The sequence below is a fragment of the Streptomyces sp. NPDC052682 genome (assembly GCF_040678435.1).
Classification (GTDB): Bacteria; Actinomycetota; Actinomycetes; order Streptomycetales; family Streptomycetaceae; genus Streptomyces.
Map to the genome: position 1 here is coordinate 97,942 of NZ_JBFATS010000018.1, position 22,473 is coordinate 120,414.

A 22,473-nucleotide genomic window follows, 5' to 3' on the forward strand; every position below is an offset into this window, starting at 1 on the left:
GAACCGTAATACAGCAGCGGTTCGCGCTCCGCCCGGTCACCGGGGCGGACGCCGGGCCCGGCGAGGCTCCGGCGCCTGTCCCGGTGACCCGCCCCGACGCCCGGGCCGGGATCAGGCCTCGTCGCGGTCGCCGCCCGCCGGGGCGTCGTGCCAGCGGGGGTCGTTCTCCCACTGGAGGTTGCGTTCGCGGGCCGTCTCCATGGCGTGCTGGGCCTCCGTGCGGCTCCTGTACGGGCCGAAACGGTCCTTCGCCGGGCACTCCGGGCCCTCCTCGACCTTCCTGTGCTCCAGGCAGTAGTACCACTCGCCCGGCTTCCCGACCGTCCGCTTCTTGAACAGGGACATGACCGGCTCCTTTCGCCACGGACATGGTCCCCCGTGGCCACTGTCTTAGACTCGCTGGCATGTCTGGCCAGTCGCTGCTCGTACCAGGGGAGCTGTCTCCCACCCGTTCCGTGCCCGGAAACATCCGCCGCCCCGAGTACGTCGGCAAGCCCGCACCGGCGCCGTACACCGGCCCGGAGGTGCAGACCCGGGAGACCGTGGAGGCGATGCGGGTCGCCGGGCGCATCGCGGCGCAGGCCATGGCGGAGGCGGCCCGGCACATCGCGCCGGGCGTGACGACCGACGAGCTGGACCGGGTGGCGCACGAGTTCCTGTGCGACCACGGCGCCTACCCCTCCACGCTCGGCTACCGGGGCTTCCCCAAGTCGCTGTGCACCTCGGTCAACGAGGTGATCTGCCACGGCATCCCGGACTCGACGGTGCTGCGGGACGGCGACATCGTCAACCTGGACGTCACGGCGTACATCGGCGGGGTGCACGGCGACACCAACGCCACGTACCTCGTGGGCGACGTCGACGAGGAGAGCCGGCTGCTGGTGGAGCGGACCCGGGAGGCGCTCAACCGGGCCATCAAGGCGGTCAAGCCGGGCCGGCAGATCAACGTCATCGGCCGGGTCATCGAGTCGTACGCCAAGCGGTTCGGCTACGGGGTCGTCCGGGACTTCACCGGGCACGGCATCAGCACCGCGTTCCACTCGGGGCTGATCATCCCGCACTACGACAGCCCGCACGCGACGACGGTGATGCAGCCCGGGATGACGTTCACCATCGAGCCGATGCTGACGCTGGGCACGCACGAGTACGACATGTGGGACGACGGCTGGACGGTCGTCACCAAGGACCGCAAGCGCACGGCGCAGTTCGAGCACACGCTGGTGGTGACGGACACCGGGGCGGAGATCCTGACCCTGCCGTGAGCCGGCCCGGCCAGGCGGGGTCAGCGCTCCAGGTACACCCGTCCCCCCACCTCGGTCCAGCCGCCCGGCTGCGGTGCCGTGAGGATCTGGGAGCCCGCGCCCTGGGTGATGTTCAGGGCCCGGCCCAGCCGGTCGGTCAGCAGCAGGGCCGCGGCTCCGGTCGCCTCGTCCTCCTCGATGCCGTCGTCCCGGCCGGGGAAGGCCCGGGCCCGGACACGGCCGGCGGGCTCGTCCTCCCAGGCCCAGGCGTAGATCCACTCCCCCGGCGGCGGCACGGGCAGGTCGTCGACCTCGGCGGCGGTGGCGTACTGGCGCAGGGTGCGCGGCGTCACCCACTCCGCGCGGGCCTCGATCCAGCAGAACTCACCGTCCTGCCGGGCCCCCACCACCCCGGCGGGGGTGACGAGTTCGGGCACGTCGAGCAGCCAGGCCGTGCCCACGCAGGGGTGGCCGGCGAAGGGCAGGCGCAGGGTGGGCGTGTAGATGTCGACGACCCCGCGCTCGGGGTCGTCGACGAACACGGTCTCGCTGAAACCGAGTCCGGCCGCGAGGGCCTGCCGCTCCGCGGGGTCGGGCAGCGCGGAGCCGTCGCGCACGACGCCGAGTTCGTTGCCGTATCCGCCGCGGGGGCCGCAGAAGACGCGCAGTACGTCGTAGTCAGTCACGGGGGCATTGAAACATCGCACGGGCGGCCAGGTCGTCCCTGGCCGCCCGTGCGAGGGGCGGCGGCCAGCGGAGATGGGTCGTCGGAGCCAGCCTGGTACGGCGACATCAGTACCCCGGTCCATGACACAGGGCCCTCGCCGGAATGTCCCTGGCGAGGGCCCTGCGGAACAGCCTGACTTACCGCGCGAGATTCTTAATGCGCCAAAAGCCGATCACTGATCGATACTGTCGGCCACACCTGAATGCGCAATTCTCCCGACAGGGAAGCCGACTCAAAGGCGAGCGCGAGGGCGGTCACGCCCTCACTGCTGTTCACTGACAGGCGCACTGCTTCTTCCCGAGAAACATCGAGCACGCAGACACCTTTCCGGAACCATTGGAGATGAATCGATCGCGCAGGAATGTCGTAGGTCAGACAGACCTCGTCATCCACCCCCGCTGCAAGGCGGAGAGACCTCGTTGATTCCACTCCATCGGTTGCCTCGGACTCGACACCGAAGGCCTCCAAGACCTCGGCGTCGTCTGGAACGAGGAACTGCTGACCGGCCATCACGGACCTCCGCGAGGAATGATCGTGGTAAGGCGGAGGCCACTGTCGGTGACCTGCCATGTCGACTCTACCTGCAGGAATCACTCCGGCCCGGCGAGCAACCCGTCCCGGATCTGGAAGGTTCCGAACTCGTCGGTGTATTCCTTCATGACATTGTCCGTGCGGGACACCTGATCATCGAAGAAATCCATCATGATCTTACGACCGCCAGGGGTGTCATGAATTCCGATCCGCTTCAGCTGAGCCAGGTTCTGGGCGGATCGTGGAGCATTGTGACTGCCTTTCTTCACCCTGCCGAAGAAGTAGTCCCACTTCCCAGGATCCACAATGGCCTCGGGGCAGGGGCCGGAGTTGTGGACCAGAAGCGGCGTTGCGTCGGCCAGCACGTAGTACGTGTGCTCGCCAGGCGGGCGTCACCTGCATTTTTGCTGATCAGCGAATTCAGGCTGGTCCGCGGGAGTGCGTGGAAGTGCCGTGTTGTGCGCCCGTGTTGCCGTCGGCGTTGCCGTCAGACGGCTACGCGCGTGAGGTCGGTGGAGTGGGCTTTGGCCGGTGTCCTACCTGGGTTGGGGTCGGGCACGGCCAGGGGGCCGTACGCTGGCCCGGCAACTCGGGCAGGTCGTGATCCTGCCCGGAATTTGAACGAGTGGCCCCCTGGCCGTGCCCGACGCGGGCCCCGGCCCGGGGAGGTGGGTAAAGCCCACGGAGCCGACCGACCCACCTCCGGGCCTTCGCCCCGGCCAACTCCGCGCCGTCGCCTCGCCGTCGGCCTGGCGCTCTCCGTGCGGGCGCGTCCGGCTTCCTCCGCGCTTCCAGTCGTCCGCTGTGCTGTCTCTGCGCGGCCTGGCCGCTGGCCGGCCCGCGGTGGCGGAGCCGAGAGCGGGCCGGGTGGGCGGCCGTGCCGCGCGCGACCCGCGTCAGCGGGTCGCCTTGAAGACGTAGAGAAAGTTTGGACGCATCCCGCTTTGGTGGTACGCCGTGGCCGTCGGCTGGGGTGTGGTCGGGTGCTCGGGCTGGCAGATGCGGCGCAGGTGGCCGTCCGGGTGATCGTTGTTCGGCTGATCCCGGGCGGTGTGGTGGGGGTACCGTCTGAGTGTTGCCGCAGAACGGAGTTCGCCGTGTCGCAGAGCATCGAGGAGCACACCGGCGCTCGGATCGCTCGTATCCGGAAGCAGCGCGGTCTGACGCAGCAGGGGCTGGCGATGCGGGCGCATGTGTCGAAGTCGCTGTTGTCGAAAGTGGAATGCGGGCAGAAGCCCGCCTCCCCGGCTCTTGTCGCTGCCTGTGCCCGCGCGCTGGGTGTTTCCACGTCCGAGCTGCTGGGGCAGCCGTACGCCGAGGAATTGCGCCGGGACCGGATGGACGCGCTGATCCAGCCGATCCGTGAGGGTCTGGAGAACTGGGATATCGCTCTCGACTGGGAGACGGTTCCCCGTCCGGCTGCCTTGATCCGGGCTGACGTGCAGCGCGCCCTGGTGCAGCGCCGTCAGGCGCAGTACACCGACATGGTGCGCGACCTGCCGGCATTGATCGAGGAGTCGGTGCATGCCGTGCACACCAGTATCGGGGAAGAGCAGCGGCTGGCCTACGAGTGTCTGGCGGGGACGTTCCGGTGTGTGTTCACCGTGGCGTGGACCGTCTGGCGTGGACCGCCCCGCGGGCCGACGATCCGGGTCTGGCCGCGATGCACGCCTACCTGCGCGCGCAGACCACGATGTCGTCCGGCCGTTATGACGTGGGCATCCGGGTGATCGACCGGGCCCTGCGCGACCTCGCCGGACAGGATGCGCGCCGCCCGGCAGGCGTTGAGGCGGTGCGGGGCGTGATGCAGTTGCGGGCTGCGGTGATCGCGGGCCGGATGAAGGACCGGGACCACGCGGACGCGCGCCTGGCCGAAGCCCGGGCCCTCGCCCGGGTCACGGGTGAACTGCCAGACTTCGGCGTCACCTGGGGGCCGACGAATGTCGGTGTGCACGCGGTGGCCATCGCCGCCGAGATGGACGACTTCGGGCGGGCGATCGAACTCGCCGAGGATGTACGCATTCCGCGCGGCTGGACCCGGTCCCGGGCCGGGCACCACTGGATGGACCTCGGCCGCGCCCATGCCTGGTCAGGCCACCCGGAGCAGGCTCTGGACTGCCTGCACCAGGCCCGGCGTATCGCCCCGCAGCAGACCCGCTACCACCCGACCGTGCGAGAGACGGTGCTCGCTCTGAGGCGGCAGGAGCGGACGCGGAGCAATTCCCTGGCGCAATACGCGGAGTGGGTCGGGATATAGCAGATCCCGAGCGAGGGCGATTGCACTTCTTGGTGCAACCGCCGTGCATCACCGGTCGGCAGGCTGACGTCTCGTCAAGGACCCCCGCGACCGGGCGAACGGTCCGGGGGCATGGCCAACGCTGACAAGGAGCGTCGACGTGCCGCACTGTATCGTCCGCATCTTCGAGCCGCTGCTGCGGCTGCTGTTGCCCGCGCCGGGCCGCCATCGCAGCCCCGATCAGCCATCCGCCGACCTCCGTGTGGAGGCGCCGACCGCGTGTCCGTCCCGAGCATCGGCTTCCCCGGTACTGCAAGGTGAGGAGATCGGGCTGGTTGGCCCGTACCTGGTCGCGCACGAGCGCCGAGAACAGCAACGCCGACGGGCACGGCGACGCGTGGTGCGGCTGGCCGTGCACGGCATCGACATCGACGCCCGGCTGGGCGGCGGAGTGGAGGTACGGGCATGGTGAGCCCGGCGGGTCAACTGCGCCTCCTGCCCTGGGCCGGTCCGGAGGGCAAGCCGTGCTATCTCGCGGGCGAGGGAACCGGATACCTGTCCCGGCTCGCGGACAACATGGAGTCCGCCCAGATCGGTCTGGCCGGTGAACTCATCCAGGAAGCAAGACGTGTTCTAGATGGTCGTCAGTGGACGCAAGGTGAACTGCACCTGCTGACGGTCCAGTTGACCGAGGCGCTGGCCAATATGCACCGGATCGCGGTGAGCCGGGGCGAGCGCCTGCCCTCACCGGCTTACGAAGACCTCGACGCCATCGACGACGAGGACGACGAACTGGACGCCTCGCAACCGACCGAGCGCGTTCAACCTGTCCGCCGCCACGCGTTTCCCTTCCGGCCGGGCAGCTGTCGCGTCCCGGCCGGAGCGGAGCACGCCCCATGAGTCCCCGGAGGCTACGGCCACTCCGGGGATTTGCAATGCCTCAGGGGCGCATCTCAGCCGTTGTCGCGCGCCTGACCGTCGTGTTCCAGCCGTTCGACGCGCTCTTCCAGTTCTTCGATCCGTTCCAGGGCGCGTTCGAGCCGGTGAGTCAGATCCGCGAGCCCAGCTTCCGCCGGGAACTCCCTCTGAGGCGCATCGGGTGACTCGTTCGCCGGTTGCACCGGAACGGGCACCTCGGTGCCGAATTCGCCGCCCACGATGATGTACGCGGTCTGCTGGCGCGCGCCGTTTCTTTGGTGGATCTTCTTGACCCGGCCTTCTAGGGCGAGGAAGGTCAGGGCCTGGTCTGCGGCTTCGGCGTCGCCGCCGATCATGGCGGTCGCTTCGTCCACGGTGACCGTGGCGCCCTTGGGCAGTGAGCCGTCTCGGATCTTCCGAACGAGGCGGCCGTGGATGAGCTGGGTGGCGAAGCCGTGGTCGTCCCAGTCGCGTACGTAGACCTCGTCGCCGGGCAGCTCGCCGGGGTAACGCAGGAGGGAGTTGCTGGCCAGCAGGGCGATGGCGTTGGTGACCACGTTGAGCGGTACCGCGTAGTGCTCGGCCAGGACCTCGCGGGCGGGGAGTCTGGCTCCGGGCGCCAGGGTGCCGGTGTAGATCTGCTGCTGGAGGTCGCCCGACCGGCAACCCCCTCGGACTCGCGCTCCTGGCCGTGGTCGGTCTCGGCGTGCTCGGGCTGCTGGGCTGGGCCGGGTACCGTTTCGCCCGCTGGTACCGGGCTGATGCCGAGACCCGGATCAGCCTGCGGCAGGCGCGGCGGCTGCGGTGGGGCTGGAAGCGGCTCGCCCCGATGCTCGGCCTGGCGGTCAAGGACGCCACCCCGACCGTGCTCCAGCAGTACGGGCCGCAGGAACAACCGACCAAGCCGCGCGTGCTGGTGCCACGCCTGCGCACCCGCGCCGACGCCTTCGGCGTCACCGTCACCGCCGATGCCCTGCCGCAGGTCGGGCTCGGCGCCTGGCAGGACGCCAGCGAGGGCCTGTGCGACGCCTGGGGAATGCGCCGCATCCGCATCAGCCAGCCCAAGCCCGGAGTGATCGTCGCGCGAGGCTTCAGACGCGAGCCGCTGGAGGCGGTGATCCGCTCACCACTCCTCGGCCCGGACGGCTCCCCGGGGTGCCGACCGGGGCAGTTCGTCTCCACCGATGATGCGCTGCTCGGATGGGACGAGGACGGCATCCCTGTCATGCTCAACCTCGCCTACTCCGCCCATGCCCTGGTCGCCGGCCTCACCCGCTCCGGCAAGTCGATCACCGTCAACACCCTGCTCGCCTACGCCTCCCTCATGCGGGACGTGCGTCTGATCGTGATCGACCCCAACCTCGGTGCCGTCGCGCCCTGGTGGCGTACCGCCTACAAAGTCTCCGACGCCATCCACCCCGACGAGCCGACCGAGATCCTGCGCTGGGTGCGCGAGGAGATGCAGCGCCGGGAAAGGCTGTTCTGGTCCGGCCGTACCGACCGCATCACCGAGTTCAGCCCCGAGCTGCCGCTTCTGTTGGTGGTGATCGACGAGGTGGCGAACTACACCCGGCACCCGGACCGCAAGGCCCGCGAACGCTTCGAGGCCGAGCTGCTGGCCATCGCCAGCCAGGGCGCCAAGTTCGGTATCCGGCTGTGGCTGCTCACCCAGAAGCCCTCCGCCGACGTGCTCACCACCGCCGTACGCACCAACCTGTCCGCCCGGATCTGCCACCGCGTCGACACCGTCGAGGACTTCCTCCACCTCTTCCCCGACGGCCGGGACCTGGACATCACCGCCGCCGACCGCACCATGCCCCAAGGCGTCTCCATCGCCTCCGTCGGCGACATGCGCACCCCCGTCCGGCTGCGCTCGGTCTACCTGCCCACCGAAGCCTGCTGGCAGATCAACGACCTCATGTGCGCCGGAGGGCTCAAGATCCGCGAGCTGCCCGACAGCGTCGACCTGGGCAAGGCCGCGTGAACCGCTTCGGCCAACCGCCCAAGCGAGCCAGCCCCGCCCCGGACCGAGTCCGAAATGCAGTGATCCCCGGCAAGGGCGTGTAGTCGCCAAACCCTCGCCCTTGCCGGGGCCCTCCCTCCCATCCATCCACGGCACACGCGTGTACCGCAGCGCAGAGAGGTCCCGCCAGCATGCCACCGCACGACCCCACCACCACAATCCCCCACCCCGTACCGGCCACGGCAGCGCTGCCCACGTTCACCGGGTACCGCGACCTGCTCGGGCTGGTGCGACAGCTGTCCTCCCTCGGCGGGTGCGCCCAGCCGATCCGGCTCGAAGGCCAGCGCACCGAGATCGACGCCTTCACCGGCGAGATCCTGCGCGAACTGAAGTCCAGCAACCTGCCCGCCGGACACCTCCTGGTCCGCTGCGGCAACCGCCGCACCACCCGCTGCCCCTCCTGCGCCGAGCTCTACCGCCAGGACACCTACCACCTCATCGCCGCCGGCCTGCGCGGCGGCAAGAACATCCCCGAACAGGTCGCCACCCACCCCCGCGTCTTCGCCACCCTCACCGCACCCTCGTACGGCCGGGTCCACGGACGACGCGTGGGCGGCTCCGCCCGCTGCCGCTGCGGACGCACCCACGCCAAGGGCGACCCGCTCCTCGGCACCCCGCTCGCCCCCGAGCGGTACGACTACACCGGCGCCGTTCTGTGGAACGCCCACGCCCCGGCCCTGTGGGCCCGCTTCATGCTCCACCTGCGCCGCACCATCGCCGCCGTTGCCGGTGTCCCCCAGCGCCTGCTCTCCAAGGTCGTCCGGATCTCGTACGCCAAGGTCGCGGAGTACCAGCAGCGCGGGCTGATCCACTTCCACGGCGTGATCCGCCTCGACGGCCCCGCAGGCCCCTACGCCCCACCACCCGTTTGGGCCACACCCGAACTCCTGGCCGACGCCATCCGGATCGCAGCCACCCGCGCCCACATCGACGGGCCGGAGATCAACGGCCACGCCCGCTACTTCGCCTTCGGCAAGCAGATCGACACCAGGATCATCCGGTCCTCCGCCTTTCAGGCCGGGACCACGATCACCGAGGGCAAGGTCGCCGGGTACGTCGCCAAGTACGCCACCAAAGGCACCGAAGCCGCGACCGGCACCCTTGACCACCGGCTGAAGAGGATCACCGATCTCTGGTTCGAGTCCGTGCCCGAGCACGCAGCACGCATGATCCGCACTGCCTGGGCCCTCGGTGCCCGCGAGGACCTCAAGCACCTGAACCTGCGCAAGTGGGCCCACATGCTCGGCTTCCGCGGCCACTTCTCCACCAAGACCCGCGCCTACTCCACCACCCTCAGCGCGCTCCGCGCCGCCCGAGCCGCCTGGCACCGCCGCCACACTCCTCCGCCCTCACCGACAACCCTCGTCATCGCCCACTGGGCCTACGACGGCACCGGCCTCACCCCCGACCTCGAACGCCTCGCCGCCCTCATCCACGGCGCCCCGGCGCGCGAACAGGCGGTGACAGCCGATGCGTGACGACGAACTCCTCACCGTCCCCGAGACCATGGCCCGCCTCAAGATCGGCCGCTCCGCCCTCTACGACCTCCTGCGCACCCGCCGCCTCGCCTCGCTGACCATCGGCCGCGCCCGCCGCATTCCCGCCCACGCCCTCGCTGACTACGTCCAGCGCCATCTGGAAGAGGCCGCCCGATGACCGCCCCCAAGAGCAAGAAGGCCCGCGCCAACGGCGAAGGCACCATCTACCAGCGAAAAGACGGCCGCTGGGAAGCCGCCGGCTACGTCCTCGCCGCCGACGGACCCGCAAACGCGTCCGTGTCTACGGCACCACCCGCAGAGAGGCTGCCGACAAACTCGCCGAGAAGATCGCCGACAGCAACCGCGGCCTCCCTGTCGCCACCGCAGACAGCACCCTCGGCGACTACCTCACCCATTGGCTCGGCAGCGTCGCCGTCCACCGGCTTCGGGAGAACACCCACACCCGCTACGCCGCTTGCGTCCGCCTCCACCTCACCCCCGGTCTCGGCACCAAGAAGATCGCCCGCCTCACCGTCAAGGACGTCCGCACTTTCCTCGACCGCCTCCGCACCACCTGCCAGTGCTGCACCCAGGGACTCGACACCGAACGGAAGCAGTGCTGCGCCGTCGGCGAGTGCTGCCAAAAGCAGCTGTCCGCTTCGACCGTGACCTACGTGCACTCGGTGCTCAAGTCGGCACTGGAACACGCCGTCCGCGAAGACGAGCTGCCCCGCAACGTCGCCCGCAACGTCAAGACCACCACGCACCAGCCCAGGCGCTTCCGTCCGCTCACCGCGACCGAGGCCCGCCAGTTCCTCGACGCGGCCCGCGCCGACCGGCTCCACGCCCTGTACGAACTCGCCCTGCGCACCGGACTCCGCAAAGGCGAACTCCTCGGCCTCCACTGGGAAGACCTCGACCTCACCACCGGAACAGCCAGCATCCGCCGCTCGCTCCAACGCACCCGAAACGGCGGCCTCACACATCTGCCCACCAAGACCCGGGCGTCCGAGCGCCGTATCGCGCTCCCGACCGAATGCATCCACTCCCTCAAGAAGCACCAGGAACGGCAGGACAAGGAGCGCGAGACCGCAGGGCCGGACTGGAGAGACAACGGCCTCGTCTTCACCACACCCGCAGGACGGCCTCTCGATCCGGCCAACGTCACCCACCGCTTCCGCAGCCTCCTCGGACGGGCCGGACTCCGTCGCATCCGCTTCCACGACCTTCGGCACTCGACTGCGACCCTACTCCTGGAACAGGGGGTCGACCTCGTCGTGATCAAGGAACTCCTCGGCCACGCCCACATCGGCGTCACCGCCGGCGTCTACGCCCACGTTCGACTCCGCCTCCAACGCCAAGCCATCGACACTCTGGGCAGCATGTTGGCCGAGGGCGAGGACTCCGAAGAGCCGCCGCCCTCGGCAGGCATCGTCCGCTGACGTTGCCGTCAGCGTTGCCGTCAAACGACCACGGGGGGTCCCCCGGCCTCCGAGCCGGGGGACCCACCCATTCCTCTGCCAACGCGACTTGTTCGAATCTGGCTACTGCAGGAGCATCCGCATTCGCCGCGCGATATCAGCCGCCTTCAGTCGAACCTGGTCATCGTTCAGCAGGTCAGGCATACCGATACCAGCTGAGTCGTAGTCGTGCGCGACATAGAAGAGATCTGTTGCCGCCTCATACTGCTCGGCTGTCGGATACGGGCCGCCATACCCCTTGTACAGGGGAAGGCAGACAAGGGAGAACTCTGCCGGAGAGATTCGCCCTTCGGATACAGCCTCCGCAAGCACCAAGAAGGGTTCCAACGTCGCCATTTACAGCTTCCCTTGCATGGTCAGGTACCAGAACTGGTCTGAAGTCACATCCGATTTCCAGGCTCCCAGCATCTCGCCCGACTCAATGTCCACCGAGACGTGACGACCGGTATTGAGGTCCACATAGTGCCGGGCAGGGGTCCCGCGATACGTTCCCGCGATCTGAACGTTCCCTGGATCCTTAACGAAGCCTTCCAAGGCGTTCACGAATGCCTGCTTGCTCGCCTTGCTCTCCTTCGCAGTGATCCCAAAGTCGGCAGCATGTTTGAAATGATGAGGCACCCTGTTCGAATCGACCCACACGGATCCGCACCCCGGACCTGAGTTATGAACCAGGACCGGCGTCGATCCCGCCAGCACATAGTACGTGTGGACACCCTTGACCGTGAGGTTGTACGTGCGGACGTGGTCCGTGTACTGGCGGGTGGCCGTAACCTCGGCCGTGCGCCCCTCGTCGGTGCGCAGGGTCATGCCCGGCTTCAGATCGCCGGCCGGGACCCAGTCGTGTTCGGAGACGGACCAGAAGGGGTGCTCGTAGGTCGCGGTGAGGTGTTCCTCGCCGTATTCCGTGGCGATCGTCAGCTCGGTGAAGTGCTTGTCCGATTCGGTGACGATGGTCGCGGTGACATCGCGTGCACTGGTCTTTCCGGTCTCCGGGTCGGTGGCGAGGACCTTGTCACCGAGCTTGACGTCCTCGATGTTCTTGGTCGTGCCGTCGGCCATCAGGACGTCGGTGCCAGCGAGGAAGCACTTGCAGCCGCTGGCCCCCTCCAGGAGGTCGTCGACCTTCTTGGTCGCCCCGTGAGGAACGAACTTCAACAGCTTGAGGACCTTGGCGATGGGCAGATCCGTCGAGGCCCAGCCGCAGTGGGAGTTGAGCCCTGGGTCCTTCTTGCATGCCTTCCATTCGTCGATGTCCGGCAGAACGAACGCCTTAGCGAGGTCCCAGAAGCTGATCGGATCGGCGACGGGCCCGTCGTGCGGCATCGCCGCCTCCGCGGCCCGGTCCGCGCCCGTGCCGTAGCCGGTGATACCGGAGGTAGAGCAGCCCGGGTAGCCGCACCGGTAGTCGGCGGCAGGAGAGCCGTTGCCGTTGTTTCCGTTGCCGTTCTTGCTGGGCTTGTCGTAGTAGCCCTTGCTGCTCGAGGCGATGCCGTCTCCGTCATCCTTCCACTTGCAGCCCGGGGTGGGTGTGGGGACGCACGGACCGGAGACGGGGTACCACTTAAGCCCGTCCGGGTCAGTGAAAGTCACCGGGCTGTTGTTGGCGTAGGCGTACCCGTTGATCTGCTGCGGATCATTGGGGTCCATGACGGGGTCGATGGAGATGAACCGCCCGATCGAGGCGTCGTACTCGCGCGCCCCAAGATGGACCAGACCCGTCGTCTTGGTGTCGTCGGTGCCGCCGACGAAGCCCTTGGTGCCGGTCCAGGTGCCGGACACCGTGCCGCGGGTGCCGCCGAAGGGCAGCGTGCGACGCTGGGACAGGGACAGGTCGGCTGTCTTGACCGAGAGCTGGCCGGTGCCGACGTGGTCGGCGACGGTGATGGTGATCGAGCCGTCGTCGGACTGGACGGCCTGGTTGCCGCTGCCGAGGCCGATGTAGCGGGTGGCCTTGGCCGTGGTGGTGCCCCTGGCCAGCACGATTTCGGTGTTCCCGACGTACAGGGTGGTCTCGTTCGGGCCCCGGGCGATCAGCCGGTTGCCGTCGGTGTCGTAGACGTACTCGGTGACCTCGTCGGGCTTGCCTTCGACGGGCTGGGTGACCTTGACGACGTGGCCCTCGGCGTCCCACACCAGCTTTTGGGTGGTGCCGCCGATCACGCGGTCGGTGGTGTTGCCGGTCTTGTCGTACAGGAAGCTGGTCTTCGCGGTGCCGGACGGGCCCGCCTCGCTCACCTCGGTGAGCGTGTGCGGCTGGGGGCCGCCGGCCGGTGGGTGAACGTAGGAGCGAGTGGTATCGCCGCCTGCACGGTGCAGCGTCTCACTCTTGCGGTTGCCCGTCTTGTCGTAGGTGTAGGAGTGCCAGTACGGCGCCACGCCACCCACCGCGCTCTGGGCGGGTGTGGCCGAGCAGGCGGCGTCGCCCTCGGTCCATGCCTCCGTCGTGCGGCGCAGGTAGTCGTAGGTGAAGCACTGGGTGTCGGTACCAGCGCGGGAGACGTCTGCGGTGGACAGGACGTTGCCCACCTGGTCGTAGCCGTAGGTGGTGGCCCGGTCGACGCCCGCGATGTCCTGACGGTCGACTCGGGAGGTGGCCAGGCGCTGGGTGCCCCACTGGTAGGTGTTCGTGACCCAGGCCTTCTTCGCGCCCGTTGCGGTGGAGCCGTAGGCGTACTGGAGCGGCTTGCCGGTGTTGGAGTAGGTGGTGCCGGCTTGGAAGCCGTCACCGAGGACCGACACCGGGCGCAGGGCGGAATCGTAGGTGTAGCTGTATGAACCGCCGGGCAGGGCGCCCGCCGCCGAGTACGACACACCCGCGACCAGGCCGGAGGGGTTGTAGCTGGTGCCCGCCTGGTAGGTGCCGGCCAGACCACCCTCGCTGGTGGGGATCGTCACCGCCGTGCGCACGGCCCGGTACAGCGAGTCGTACATGGTGACCTTGCTGACGTACTGCGCGGTGCCCACATACCGGGTCGAGGAGACCAGGTGACCCCTCGCGCCGGCGATCGTGTCGTAGGTCCACGAGGCGCGCAGCGGGCCGGTGGCGCTGGTGTCGCGCAGCTCGGTCTGTCGACCGAGCTGGTCGTAGACCCGATACAGGACCCGGTTCTCGGAGTCTTTGGTGGTGATGACCCGGCCTCGGTCGTCGTAGGTGCTGAAGCTCTCGCCCCGGTCGGGGTCGGTGGACTTGGTCGGGTTGCCGAGCAGGTCGTACTCGTAGGACCAGTCGTTGCCCGCCGGGTCGGTGACCTGAGCCAACTTGCCCGACGGCGTGTACCTGTACTTGGTCGCGTCATACGTCGCCGTCGCGCTGCGCGCATGGTGCTGACGCAGCTCGACGACCCGTCCCCGGGCGTCGGTCAGCGACGTGGTCGCGGTACCGCCCACGGGCGGGATCACCGTCATACGGTCGCCGTTGTACGACGTCGCGGTGGTGCCGAGATCGGCACCACCGTCGCCGTTGCCCGCGACCTGCTTGGTCGTGACCTCGCGGTTGAGTCCGTCGTAGGTGTGCCAGGTCTGCGTCTCCACGCTCAGCGCGTCGATCGGCTTGAACAGTTCCCGGTTCGGCGCGCCGCTCGAGTAGTAGGGGGCGTACTCCTTCGCGACCAGGCCCCGTTCGTCGTAGAACTTGTCCGTGATCAGGCGTCCGCCGTCAGGGCCGATGTCCTGGGTCTGGCGGGCGCGCAGAAGGCCGTCGTACAGGGCGTACGAGGCGACCTGGCCACCGGTGTTGTTCAGGGTGAGCGTGCGGACCGCGACCGGCTTGCCCTCGTCGATGAAGTAGTCGAACTCGAAGGACGGCGTCTGACCAGTGAGGCGGTCGGCGAGCCAGATCTTGTAGGCGCGGCCCAGCGCGTCGTAGGCGAAGTTCGTGGTCTTGCCGTTGGTGTCCTTCTGCTGGGTGGGCAGGCCGCGCAGTACGTCCATCGTGGTGGTGGTCGTCTGCGCGGTCGTCGAGTCTCCCGCCTTGGCCGGCGGCGTCGTCGTCGTAACCGTCGTCGGGAAGCCCGTACTCGGGCTGTATGCGGTGGTCGTGGTCAGACCGTCGCTCCGCGCGGTGCGCACTGGTGCGGTCGCCTCGGTGGCCGTGACGTTCGCCGTGATGTCTGTGGTCGTGAGCGGGCGGCCGTATACGTCAAACGTGGCGCCGGCCTCAAGGTAGGTGCCTGTGGTGCCGTCGTGCTTGGTCAGCTTGGCCGTCGCGGTTTCGTCACCTTTGGTCGGCGCCACCCCGTAAGCGAGACCGTCATAGGCGCTGCGCACATCAGAGACGACTTGCTTGGTGCGGTCCGGGATGGTGGCACACGACACCGACACCGTCTCCACTCGGGAGGGCAGAGTGAGGATGTTGGCGGTGGTGTTTGTGGCGTAGGTGGTGCGTGTGCACACGTTGTCAGTGCTGGTGGACGTATCGCCCTGGTCGTCGACCTTCGTGACCCGACCCGCGAGCGTGTCGTACGTCGTGTCGATGTAGGTGGTGCGCCACTGGGTGCCCGCCCCGTCATCCAGCGATGTCCAGGTCCGCGACTCGTCGGTGCCGATGAAGTTGGCGGTCACCGTGCCCCACGAGCGGGTCTTCTTCGCGGTCTCGTGGTGCCAGGGACGTTCGACGGTCTTTTCGAGCACCTTGCCGCCGGGGCCCGAGTACTTGGCCGTCTTGAACACGAAACCGGCTGCCGACTCGTGGTCGACGATGGGGTCGCCCTCACCGGTGTCGAGGGTGACGCTGACGGACTTGCTGCCGCCGTCCTTGTTCAGCCGGTCGCCGTCCATGCCGCGCAGGAAGTAGCTGTCCGTCTGCGTCTTCAGGTACGCGGCACCGCCCTGGCCGCCGGTCTTGACCCGGACGTGACCGTATCCGCGCCACTGCGACCAGGTCTTGCTCTTTTCCTTGGTCAGACCGTCATCGTCGTCGTAGTGCCACGCGGCACCGCCCAGGTACTCGTACGCGGTCACCGCGTCCGGCGCACCGCCCGTGCGGTCCGTCGCGGTCACCGACGTGACGACGTACTTGTTGAACCAGTGCCGCTCCGGAGCCTCGGTGTCCGAGCCACCCAGCATCTGCGGGAAACAGCGGGTCGTGTTGGTCTCGGGGGTCGGCAGCGCGGCCGCGTCGCAGGATGGGGCCGAATAATTGACGTCGATCTGCCCGCCGTGCTCGTCGTCGATGGTTGACAGACGTGCCTTGATGAACGGGGCGTAGCCGTCACCGGTCTGGTCGAGGCGGTTGGCGAGCTGGGTATAGGACAGCGTCGTCTTCGGCAGCGTGACGGGCGTGGTGCCACTGTGGCCGGTGCGCTGGATGGATTCCAGCAGGAGCTGGTAGTCGACGTCCGCCTGCCCCCAGCGGTGCGTCAGCGCCCAGGAGTCGACCTTGCTGAAGGACCCGGCGTTGAGGACGTAGCTGGTGATGCCGGTCAGCCGCTTGCGGGTCCAGAAGGTAGGGGCGAGCCGGCCCTTGTCGCAGTCGGTGCCCGCCTCGCAGTTCATGTCCCACGGCGTGTCGTACCAGTGGTACGAGTCCGTGGAGATCGACGAACAGGTGGTGTTCGCGTCGGGTATGCACCGCTCGGAGCTGGTGAACTCCACCTTGGCCAGCGGCGTGTCGTAGAAGGCGCGCAGACCGTACTCAGCCCGTTTCAGATAGCCGCCCCGCACGTACGGGGTGTCGTCGGCCGCCTGGAGGTTACGGCCGTAGGAGTTGTTCTCCTTACCGTAGTAGTACGTCATGCGATTGCCGTGCGCGTCGATGACGGCGTCCAGGTTCCACCGCCACGTCTGCTGGCACCAGGAGTCCGCGAAAGTTGCCTTGTTGCACGGTTCGCCTGCGTCGTCGCCGAAGACGGGCACGGTCCACGACGAGTTGGTCTCGTCCTTGCCCTCCGCCCATCCGGAGGGGCGGTTGTAACCGAAGTAGTAGCGCGCGCCGTCGGGGGTGGTCACCCGCCAGTACTCACCGTCGTCGTCGCCGTTGGCCAGCGCCGTGTTGCGCAGCCGCTTGACGAGCGTGCCGTCGTCCTGCTTGAGCCGGAACTCGTCGGTCGCCCCGGTGGGGACAAGTTCGCCGCCCTTGCCGTTGAACGTGATATAGGCGTTGTCGTATCCCCAGCACAGGTCACCGGGCTTGTTGATGCCGTCTGCGGCCTTCTGCCCGTCGTCGGCGCACGGCTTGTAACGGCGCTCGATGAAACCGGGCGACAAATCGAAGCCGTCCCCGACCCAAGAGGACTGGTTGTTGGTGTTGCCGGTCCGGCCGTCGATCGACCCGGAGGAGTACGACAGGGCCAGCTCCGGAGCCAGCTTGCCGGGCACCTCGGGCACCGGGATGTTGTAGGACCAGCCGAAGTCACCGGTGTTGAGGTCGGTGCTCCAAGTGGCCGACGGCGACAGCGGGGTCGCCTTGTAGTCACCGGTCTTGCCAGCCTCGCCGGAGGTCGCCGCCAGCAGGGTCGGCGAGCTGCTCGCCACTGACACACGGCGGGCGGTGAGGGTCTTCGCCTCGGTGTTGTTGTCTGTGGGCAGCGGCGTGACGGTGCGGCAAACCTTCTTCTCAGGCGTGGTCAGCGCACAGGCCGGCAGCTCGACCAGAGTCAGACGGGAGGCGTAGTTGCCGCCGAACGCCTCGGCGAAGGCGGAGTAGTCGACGGTTGCGCCGACAGTCCCGGAGGACGACTTGTCCTTGGCACCCAGTGTGAACAGGAGTCCATCGACGCCCGCCTTGCGCGCCGCCGCACGGCTGAGGACCTTCGCCTCGATCGTGCCGCCGGTCGCTGACCGCACCTTCTCGGCTGGGGTGCTCAGCCGTATCGGGAGCCCCCGAGCCTTCACAGCGGAACTGGCCTTGGCGGCCGGTTCCTTCAGCGTGACGACGGCGGAACCCGCCTGGGGCCAGTCGGCCTTTGGCGCCTCCTGCGGGGTGCGCGGGCCCTTCTGGAGCTTCCGCGGCTTCACCTTGACGCCCGAACTGCCCGCGACCGGCTTGTCCGGCTCGGACACCTCGGGGCGTCCCTTGCCCACCGCTTCGGCGGCCGGCGCGAACGCCGTCGCTTGGAGCAGCGTGGCGACCATCACCGCCGATGTCCCCAGGGCCACTCTGCGCCGCAGGGGGGCCAGGCGCCAGGAGCGCGCTCTGCCATACATAAGTGAACTCGTTTCTTCCATCAGGGGAAATCAGGGGTGCCCGGGGCACGATCGCCCCGGGCCCCCTGTGTCAGCAGACCCCGGTCAGTCGCCGGGGACCTTCGTCGGCACGTCGAACCACGTGCTCGACAGCTTGGTGACCTGGGCGTCCGTGAGCGCGCCCTGGAAGGCCCACGCGTCGTCCACCAGGCCGGGGAAGTACGCACCCGCGGCCGTGCCGGTGCGGGTGCGGCCGATCTGCAGCGACGTGGCCTTGAACACGAGGGCGTTCTCCGCCCACGGCACCAGATCCTCGCAGCCAGCGGCGTCCGCCTCGCCGTTGCCGTCGTCGTCCTTGCAGAAGACCTCTTGGAGGTTGCCGTTGACGTACAGACGGGCCTCCTTGTCGAAGCCGTCGTAGACCACGGCGATGTGGTTCCACAGTCGTGCGTCGGAGAACAGACCGTTGTCCGCCTTCGCCACGGCGGGCGCCACGGCGGGGTCGTCGGTGTCAGTCAGCGACAACTGCCAGCGGCCAGGATTCTTCTCCGGGTCGACGGGGTCGGGCACGAACTGCACGTTGAGCGCGTTACGGTTTGCTCCCTCCGCGCTCAGCACGGTCACCGGCCCACTGGGCATCGACGATGTCATCGCCCACGCGGTCAGCGTGAAGCTGCCCGTGGTGTCGACTGGGACCCGGGCGGCCGACGCGTACCCGGTGGTGCCGTTCAGCTCCATCGAACCGGAGTCGATCCACGCCGAAGCCGACTTCACAGCACCGCCCTTCAGGGTCAGCGAGTTGCCCGTACGCGCCGCGTCCGGAGTGGTGACCGGGCCGGTTCCGGCTGTCTCCTCAAACATCCAACGGCTCTTGACCAGCGGACGCTGCTTGAACAACTGGGATACCTCGGCAGCCGACACCGGACGGTCGAAGAACCGCACGTCATCGATCTGCCCGGGGAAGAACGCGCTCTGGGCGCCGCTGTAGGAGCCTGCGCCGATCTGCACGGAACCGCCCGCGTACCAGCTCGCGGCGATGTTCGTGGAGCCCGCCAGGGTGCCGTTCACGTACAGCAGCAGTTTGTCCGCTACCGTGTCCTGGACACCGACCAGATGCACCCACTCGCCTCCCCTGGCGGTGACGCCGTCGACCTGCATGGCACGGACGGCCGTGGCAGCGGTGCTGTCGGCCGTGTACTGGTTGAACACCCAGCGGTCGTAGGAGCTGGAGTAGTAGAGCTCGAAGCCAGGGCGGTAGGTGCCCGTCTGCGTGGCAATCACCGCGGCGTGGTCCGGCTTGGCCGCGGGCAGCTTCGCCCACGCCGACACCGCGAAGCCGGCCTGGTTGTTCAGCAGCGGCCGGTTGGTGATGGCGTAGTCGTCCTGGCCGTCGAAGGTCACGCCCTTGCCGGCCACGCCTTCGCCGCCGGTGACCGGGCCGTTCTTGTAGACGGCGTCGAGCACCTCCGGTCGCCCGATCAGCTCGGTCACGGCGGGTTGGTCGTCCATGGTGAACACCATGCGCGCGGGGCGCCCGGCGTTCAGTGAGTTCTTGCCGTACAGGCGCGACACCTCGGTCTGTGACAGCGGCTTCTCGAAGATTTGCAGCTCGTCGATGTCACCGGGAAAGAAGGAGCCCGGCGCACCGTTGTAGGAGCCCGCGCCGATCTGCAGGCCCCGGCGCGCGTCCCACGGTGTGGAGTAGGTGGTCGTGCCGACCAGGACGCCGTCGACGTACAGCTTCATTTCGTCGCTGCCGGAGCTGTAGGAGCCCACCAAGTGCGTCCACTTGCCGACGGTGGCCCCGCCAGCGGTCGGCGCCATGGCCCGGACGATGCCAGCGGTGGAGGTGTCGGCCGTGTACTGGTTGAACACCCAGCGGTCGTAGTACTTCGAGTAATACAGCTCGAAGCCGGGGGAGTGGTTGCCGGGCTGCGCCGCGATGACCGCCGCGTTGTCCGGCGCCTTCGACAGCCGTGCCCATACCGACACGGAGAACGAACCGTCCGTTGCCACGGTGGGGATGTCGGTACGGGCGTAGTCGTCCACGCCATCGAAGGCGACGGCCGTGCCCTTCGCGCCCGCCGTGCCCGGAACCGGGTTGCCGTACAGCGTCGCGGGCCGCTCCTGCGCACTGGCCGTGGCGGTGGTCGCGTCGGCCGCCTCGTCCATCTGGAACATCGCGCGCTCCGGCTGTCCGGCCTTCACCCGGAACTGATAGGTGCGGATCTCACTGCCGTTACCGGCCGAGTCGAACGCCTTGGCAGTCAGGAAGTGCAGGCCGGGCCGGGACGGCAGCATCCTGGCCAGCTGCGCCGCGCCGCTGGTGGTCGTCAGCGTGTGCTGCGAGCTTGGGTCGCCGTCGATGCCGAACCAGTACTTTGTCACGTCGCTCTCGGGAGAATCGATCGTGAACGAGCCGTACTTGCCGACGCCGTCGTACCAGGGGTCCTCGGGGTTCTCCGGGTCGGAGGCCGGGTAGTCCGTGGAACCGATCGCGGGCGCCTTGGGGACGCTGGTGTCGTAGATGAAGTAGCAGCCCGTTGCGGAGCCCGCGTGAGACCACGGGGAGTACTGGGCGCCGTCGTACGACCGGACGTACCAGCTGATCGTCTTGTTCGGCGAGATCGACGTCGGCAGGGTGATCGAGAAGTCGGAACCGGACTTCTTGTACCCCGTGCGGGCAGGCTTCCAGCGGGCGGTCCAGCCCTTGCCGTCACCGGTGTCCCACGCCGCCTGGAACTCGACCGCGATGTTGTCGCCGTCCGGGTCGGTGATGTTGTTCGCGTAGATCTTGCCCAACGTGCGCACACGGGCCGAGGTGGTCTTGCAGGTGCCGCCGTACTCCATGGTGAGCTGAGACATCTTCGGCTGCGGCGGCGGCCGGTTGTACTGCACCCGCAGGTACGCCTTGTCCGAGAACCGCTTCCAGGCGTACGCGTCGGACTCGTTGTCCGCCCGCAGGCCGAAGGTCATGGTGGACTTCTTGGCGTCGGCGGCCGCCTGCACCGCGGACTTAACGTTGAACTCCGCGTCGGCAGCGGAGCAGCCCGAAAAGCCGTACGCGAAGGACTTCGAGCCCAGCTTCGAGTTCCAGAAGCCGCTGGCGTTCTGCGAGTTCCAGGTGGTGGACGTCGAGATGTCGTCGGTGCTCCACAGCTCGACCGTACGGGCCGAGCAGGAAGCGGCCCAGGTCTCGCGGACCACAAACTCGGCGGACAGGATCGTCCGGCCCGCGAACGCCGAGACCGGGATGCGGTAGAAGAGCCGCTTGGTGTCGTACGGCTGGCAGTAGTACCAGCCGCAGTAGCCCATGCCCGCGTCCGACTCGCCGTTGAACTTCCACTGCGGTGAGGACGCCCAGTACTTAGACGCCATCGTCCACGCGGAGGCGCGCGGCGAGTACCACTGAGGGTCGATGAACACCGGGTACGCGGTGTTCTCTCCGTTCAAGACGTTCTGATCCGGGGTGAGCACCAGCTCGTCAGTGCCAGCCGGGAGGTCCACCCGGACCGGGGCGAGCTTGCCGGACTCACCGGCGCCGGGCTCAGCGGCCGGACCTGCGGCCTCGGTGCGCGCCGTCGTGCCCGACGCGGTCTTCTGGGCCGCGCTCAACGACTTGCCGGGGCTTGAGTCCCACATCACCGGCTCCGGAGCCTCGAACACCGTGCCGTTCGTGGCGCCGTCGACAGCGCGCAGCCCGCCCTGGGCGTTTTCCTTGACCTTCAGGCCGTCAGATCCAAGCTTCAGGCGGAGCTCGTTAAGCTTCGGGTTCTTCGCGGCCTCGGCCGACTTGACCACGAGCAGCTGCGTGAAGCCGTCCTCCTGCGCGGTCATACGCAGATCCACACCGGGAAGGACGTCCGGGTAAGTCGCCATGGCCCCCGACAGTTGCGGCTCGGGCAGCGCAGTCGGCCACGACAGACTCATCGTCCGCCCGGCACGCTCCATCCGCACCAGGGGATCCTCCGACCCACCACCGGAGAACCTCAAGCCCACGGTGGCCGCCTTGGGCACCACCGTTCCGTCATCGGCGGGAGCCAGATCGGTGTCGAGGCGCTTCCAGGAGCCGTTGGCGCGCGTCCATACCGGCCGCAGATACTCGCGGGCTTCGAAGTCCCCTTCCGGCGTGGCGAACACCTCGGTGGTCTCTCCGCGACGGGCCAGCACCTCCACCGGCTCGCCGGACTTGCTCGCCTGCGCGAGCGCCTCCGCCTCGGTCGCCGCGGCGGCGGGGCCGTCAACGGCGTTGGGGTCCTGATCACCCGTCACCTGTTGCTGGGCCACGGCCAAGCTGCTCCCCGGCATCAGACCGACAGCTAGTGTCACTCCGAGCAGTGTGCCGAGTGCTCTGCTACGGCCCGGCAAGCGGGCCCGTCTACGTATCATCACTCACTCACTCACAACGTATTCACACTTGTTGCGATCACGTAATGCGGTGGGTGATCGTCAAGTCAACTCAAAGTCACAGCATCGTAAGATCAAGATTTGGCAACGCGCCGCGAATACGGGGGTTTTGAGTGGATGCAGGGGGCTCCGCAAGTGAGCATGGCTCGGCAGAGCGTTGGCTCAACCCCTCGTTTCAAGCAGTTCAAGGGGGACCAAGGCAGAACCCAGATGCTGCACATGTCCCGGCGCACCCGTCGCATCGCGACCTGCGACCCCGGCTATGTGCCACCGGATCCGCAGTCTGTCGTCACCGTCTCCGGCGCGGAG

The 22,473-nt window shown here is 68.2% G+C and carries 14 protein-coding genes and 2 pseudogenes; 8 read left to right on the forward strand and 8 right to left on the reverse strand.

Going from position 1 to position 22,473, the window contains the following annotated elements; genetic code table 11:
• Positions 1–111 precede the first annotated feature (111 nt).
• Positions 112–345, reverse strand: a complete 234-nt coding sequence (locus AB0K80_RS26385; RefSeq protein ID WP_365673722.1) for a hypothetical protein — start codon at positions 343–345, stop codon at positions 112–114.
• A gap of 59 nt (positions 346–404) precedes the next feature.
• On the opposite strand from AB0K80_RS26385, the gene map reads away from it, so the two are divergent.
• On the forward strand, positions 405–1,262 hold the full coding sequence (map, locus tag AB0K80_RS26390) for a type I methionyl aminopeptidase (protein ID WP_365673723.1): 858 nt from the start codon (positions 405–407) through the stop codon (positions 1,260–1,262).
• Between the two features lie 20 nt (positions 1,263–1,282).
• Here the strand turns inward: map and AB0K80_RS26395 are convergent, their stop codons facing one another.
• The 3 genes from AB0K80_RS26395 to AB0K80_RS26405 all read right to left on the reverse strand — a co-directional run bounded on the left by AB0K80_RS26395 (position 1,283) and on the right by AB0K80_RS26405 (position 2,864).
• Positions 1,283–1,927 carry a PhzF family phenazine biosynthesis protein gene (locus tag AB0K80_RS26395; RefSeq protein ID WP_365673725.1) on the reverse strand — a complete coding sequence of 215 codons (645 nt, stop codon included), beginning with the start codon at positions 1,925–1,927 and terminating at the stop codon, positions 1,283–1,285.
• A 194-nt stretch (positions 1,928–2,121) separates the two neighbouring features.
• On the reverse strand, positions 2,122–2,478 hold the full coding sequence (locus tag AB0K80_RS26400) for a hypothetical protein (protein ID WP_365673727.1): 357 nt from the start codon (positions 2,476–2,478) through the stop codon (positions 2,122–2,124).
• 80 nt (positions 2,479–2,558) lie between these two features.
• Entirely contained in the window at positions 2,559–2,864 is a 306-nt protein-coding gene (locus AB0K80_RS26405; protein ID WP_365673729.1) for a hypothetical protein, read from the reverse strand.
• Positions 2,865–3,596: 732 nt separating this feature from the next.
• On the opposite strand from AB0K80_RS26405, the gene AB0K80_RS26410 reads away from it, so the two are divergent.
• The 3 genes from AB0K80_RS26410 to AB0K80_RS26420 all read left to right on the forward strand — a co-directional run bounded on the left by AB0K80_RS26410 (position 3,597) and on the right by AB0K80_RS26420 (position 5,635).
• Complete coding sequence (locus tag AB0K80_RS26410; protein WP_365673732.1) at positions 3,597–4,229, forward strand: helix-turn-helix transcriptional regulator; 633 nt, start codon at positions 3,597–3,599, stop codon at positions 4,227–4,229.
• Between the two features lie 666 nt (positions 4,230–4,895).
• Positions 4,896–5,207 (forward strand): hypothetical protein, encoded by a 312-nt coding sequence (locus AB0K80_RS26415; protein WP_365673734.1) that lies wholly within the window; start codon positions 4,896–4,898, stop codon positions 5,205–5,207.
• Positions 5,201–5,635, forward strand: a complete 435-nt coding sequence (locus AB0K80_RS26420) for a hypothetical protein (protein ID WP_365673736.1) — start codon at positions 5,201–5,203, stop codon at positions 5,633–5,635. Before AB0K80_RS26415 ends, AB0K80_RS26420 begins: the two co-directional genes overlap by 7 nt.
• A 53-nt stretch (positions 5,636–5,688) precedes the next feature.
• Here AB0K80_RS26420 and AB0K80_RS26425 read toward each other — a convergent pair.
• Positions 5,689–6,294, reverse strand: a pseudogene (locus tag AB0K80_RS26425) (hypothetical protein); the annotation flags it as partial.
• Between the two features lie 50 nt (positions 6,295–6,344).
• Between AB0K80_RS26425 and AB0K80_RS26430 the strand changes: the two are divergent.
• From AB0K80_RS26430 to AB0K80_RS26445, 4 genes and pseudogenes are all read left to right on the forward strand, one after another.
• Positions 6,345–7,637, forward strand: a complete 1,293-nt coding sequence (locus tag AB0K80_RS26430; RefSeq protein ID WP_365673738.1) for an FtsK/SpoIIIE domain-containing protein — start codon at positions 6,345–6,347, stop codon at positions 7,635–7,637.
• A gap of 170 nt (positions 7,638–7,807) precedes the next feature.
• Positions 7,808–9,154: a replication initiator gene (locus AB0K80_RS26435; RefSeq protein WP_365673740.1), complete on the forward strand. Its 1,347-nt coding sequence runs from the start codon at positions 7,808–7,810 to the stop codon at positions 9,152–9,154.
• Positions 9,147–9,332 carry a helix-turn-helix domain-containing protein gene (locus tag AB0K80_RS26440; RefSeq protein ID WP_329317069.1) on the forward strand — a complete coding sequence of 62 codons (186 nt, stop codon included), beginning with the start codon at positions 9,147–9,149 and terminating at the stop codon, positions 9,330–9,332. The genes AB0K80_RS26435 and AB0K80_RS26440 overlap by 8 nt, the downstream gene beginning before the upstream one ends.
• Positions 9,329–10,596, forward strand: a pseudogene (locus tag AB0K80_RS26445) (tyrosine-type recombinase/integrase). Before AB0K80_RS26440 ends, AB0K80_RS26445 begins: the two are co-directional and overlap by 4 nt.
• Positions 10,597–10,698: 102 nt before the next feature.
• Here AB0K80_RS26445 and AB0K80_RS26450 read toward each other — a convergent pair.
• The 3 genes from AB0K80_RS26450 to AB0K80_RS26460 all read right to left on the reverse strand — a co-directional run bounded on the left by AB0K80_RS26450 (position 10,699) and on the right by AB0K80_RS26460 (position 22,125).
• Positions 10,699–10,971, reverse strand: coding sequence for a hypothetical protein (locus AB0K80_RS26450; protein WP_365673742.1), 273 nt, complete (start codon positions 10,969–10,971; stop codon positions 10,699–10,701).
• On the reverse strand, positions 10,972–17,778 hold the full coding sequence (locus tag AB0K80_RS26455; protein WP_365673745.1) for a polymorphic toxin-type HINT domain-containing protein: 6,807 nt from the start codon (positions 17,776–17,778) through the stop codon (positions 10,972–10,974).
• 84 nt (positions 17,779–17,862) lie between these two features.
• A complete protein-coding gene (locus AB0K80_RS26460) occupies positions 17,863–22,125 on the reverse strand; it encodes a LamG-like jellyroll fold domain-containing protein (RefSeq protein ID WP_365673746.1) in 4,263 nt (1,420 codons plus the stop codon).
• Positions 22,126–22,473: the final 348 nt, after the last annotated feature.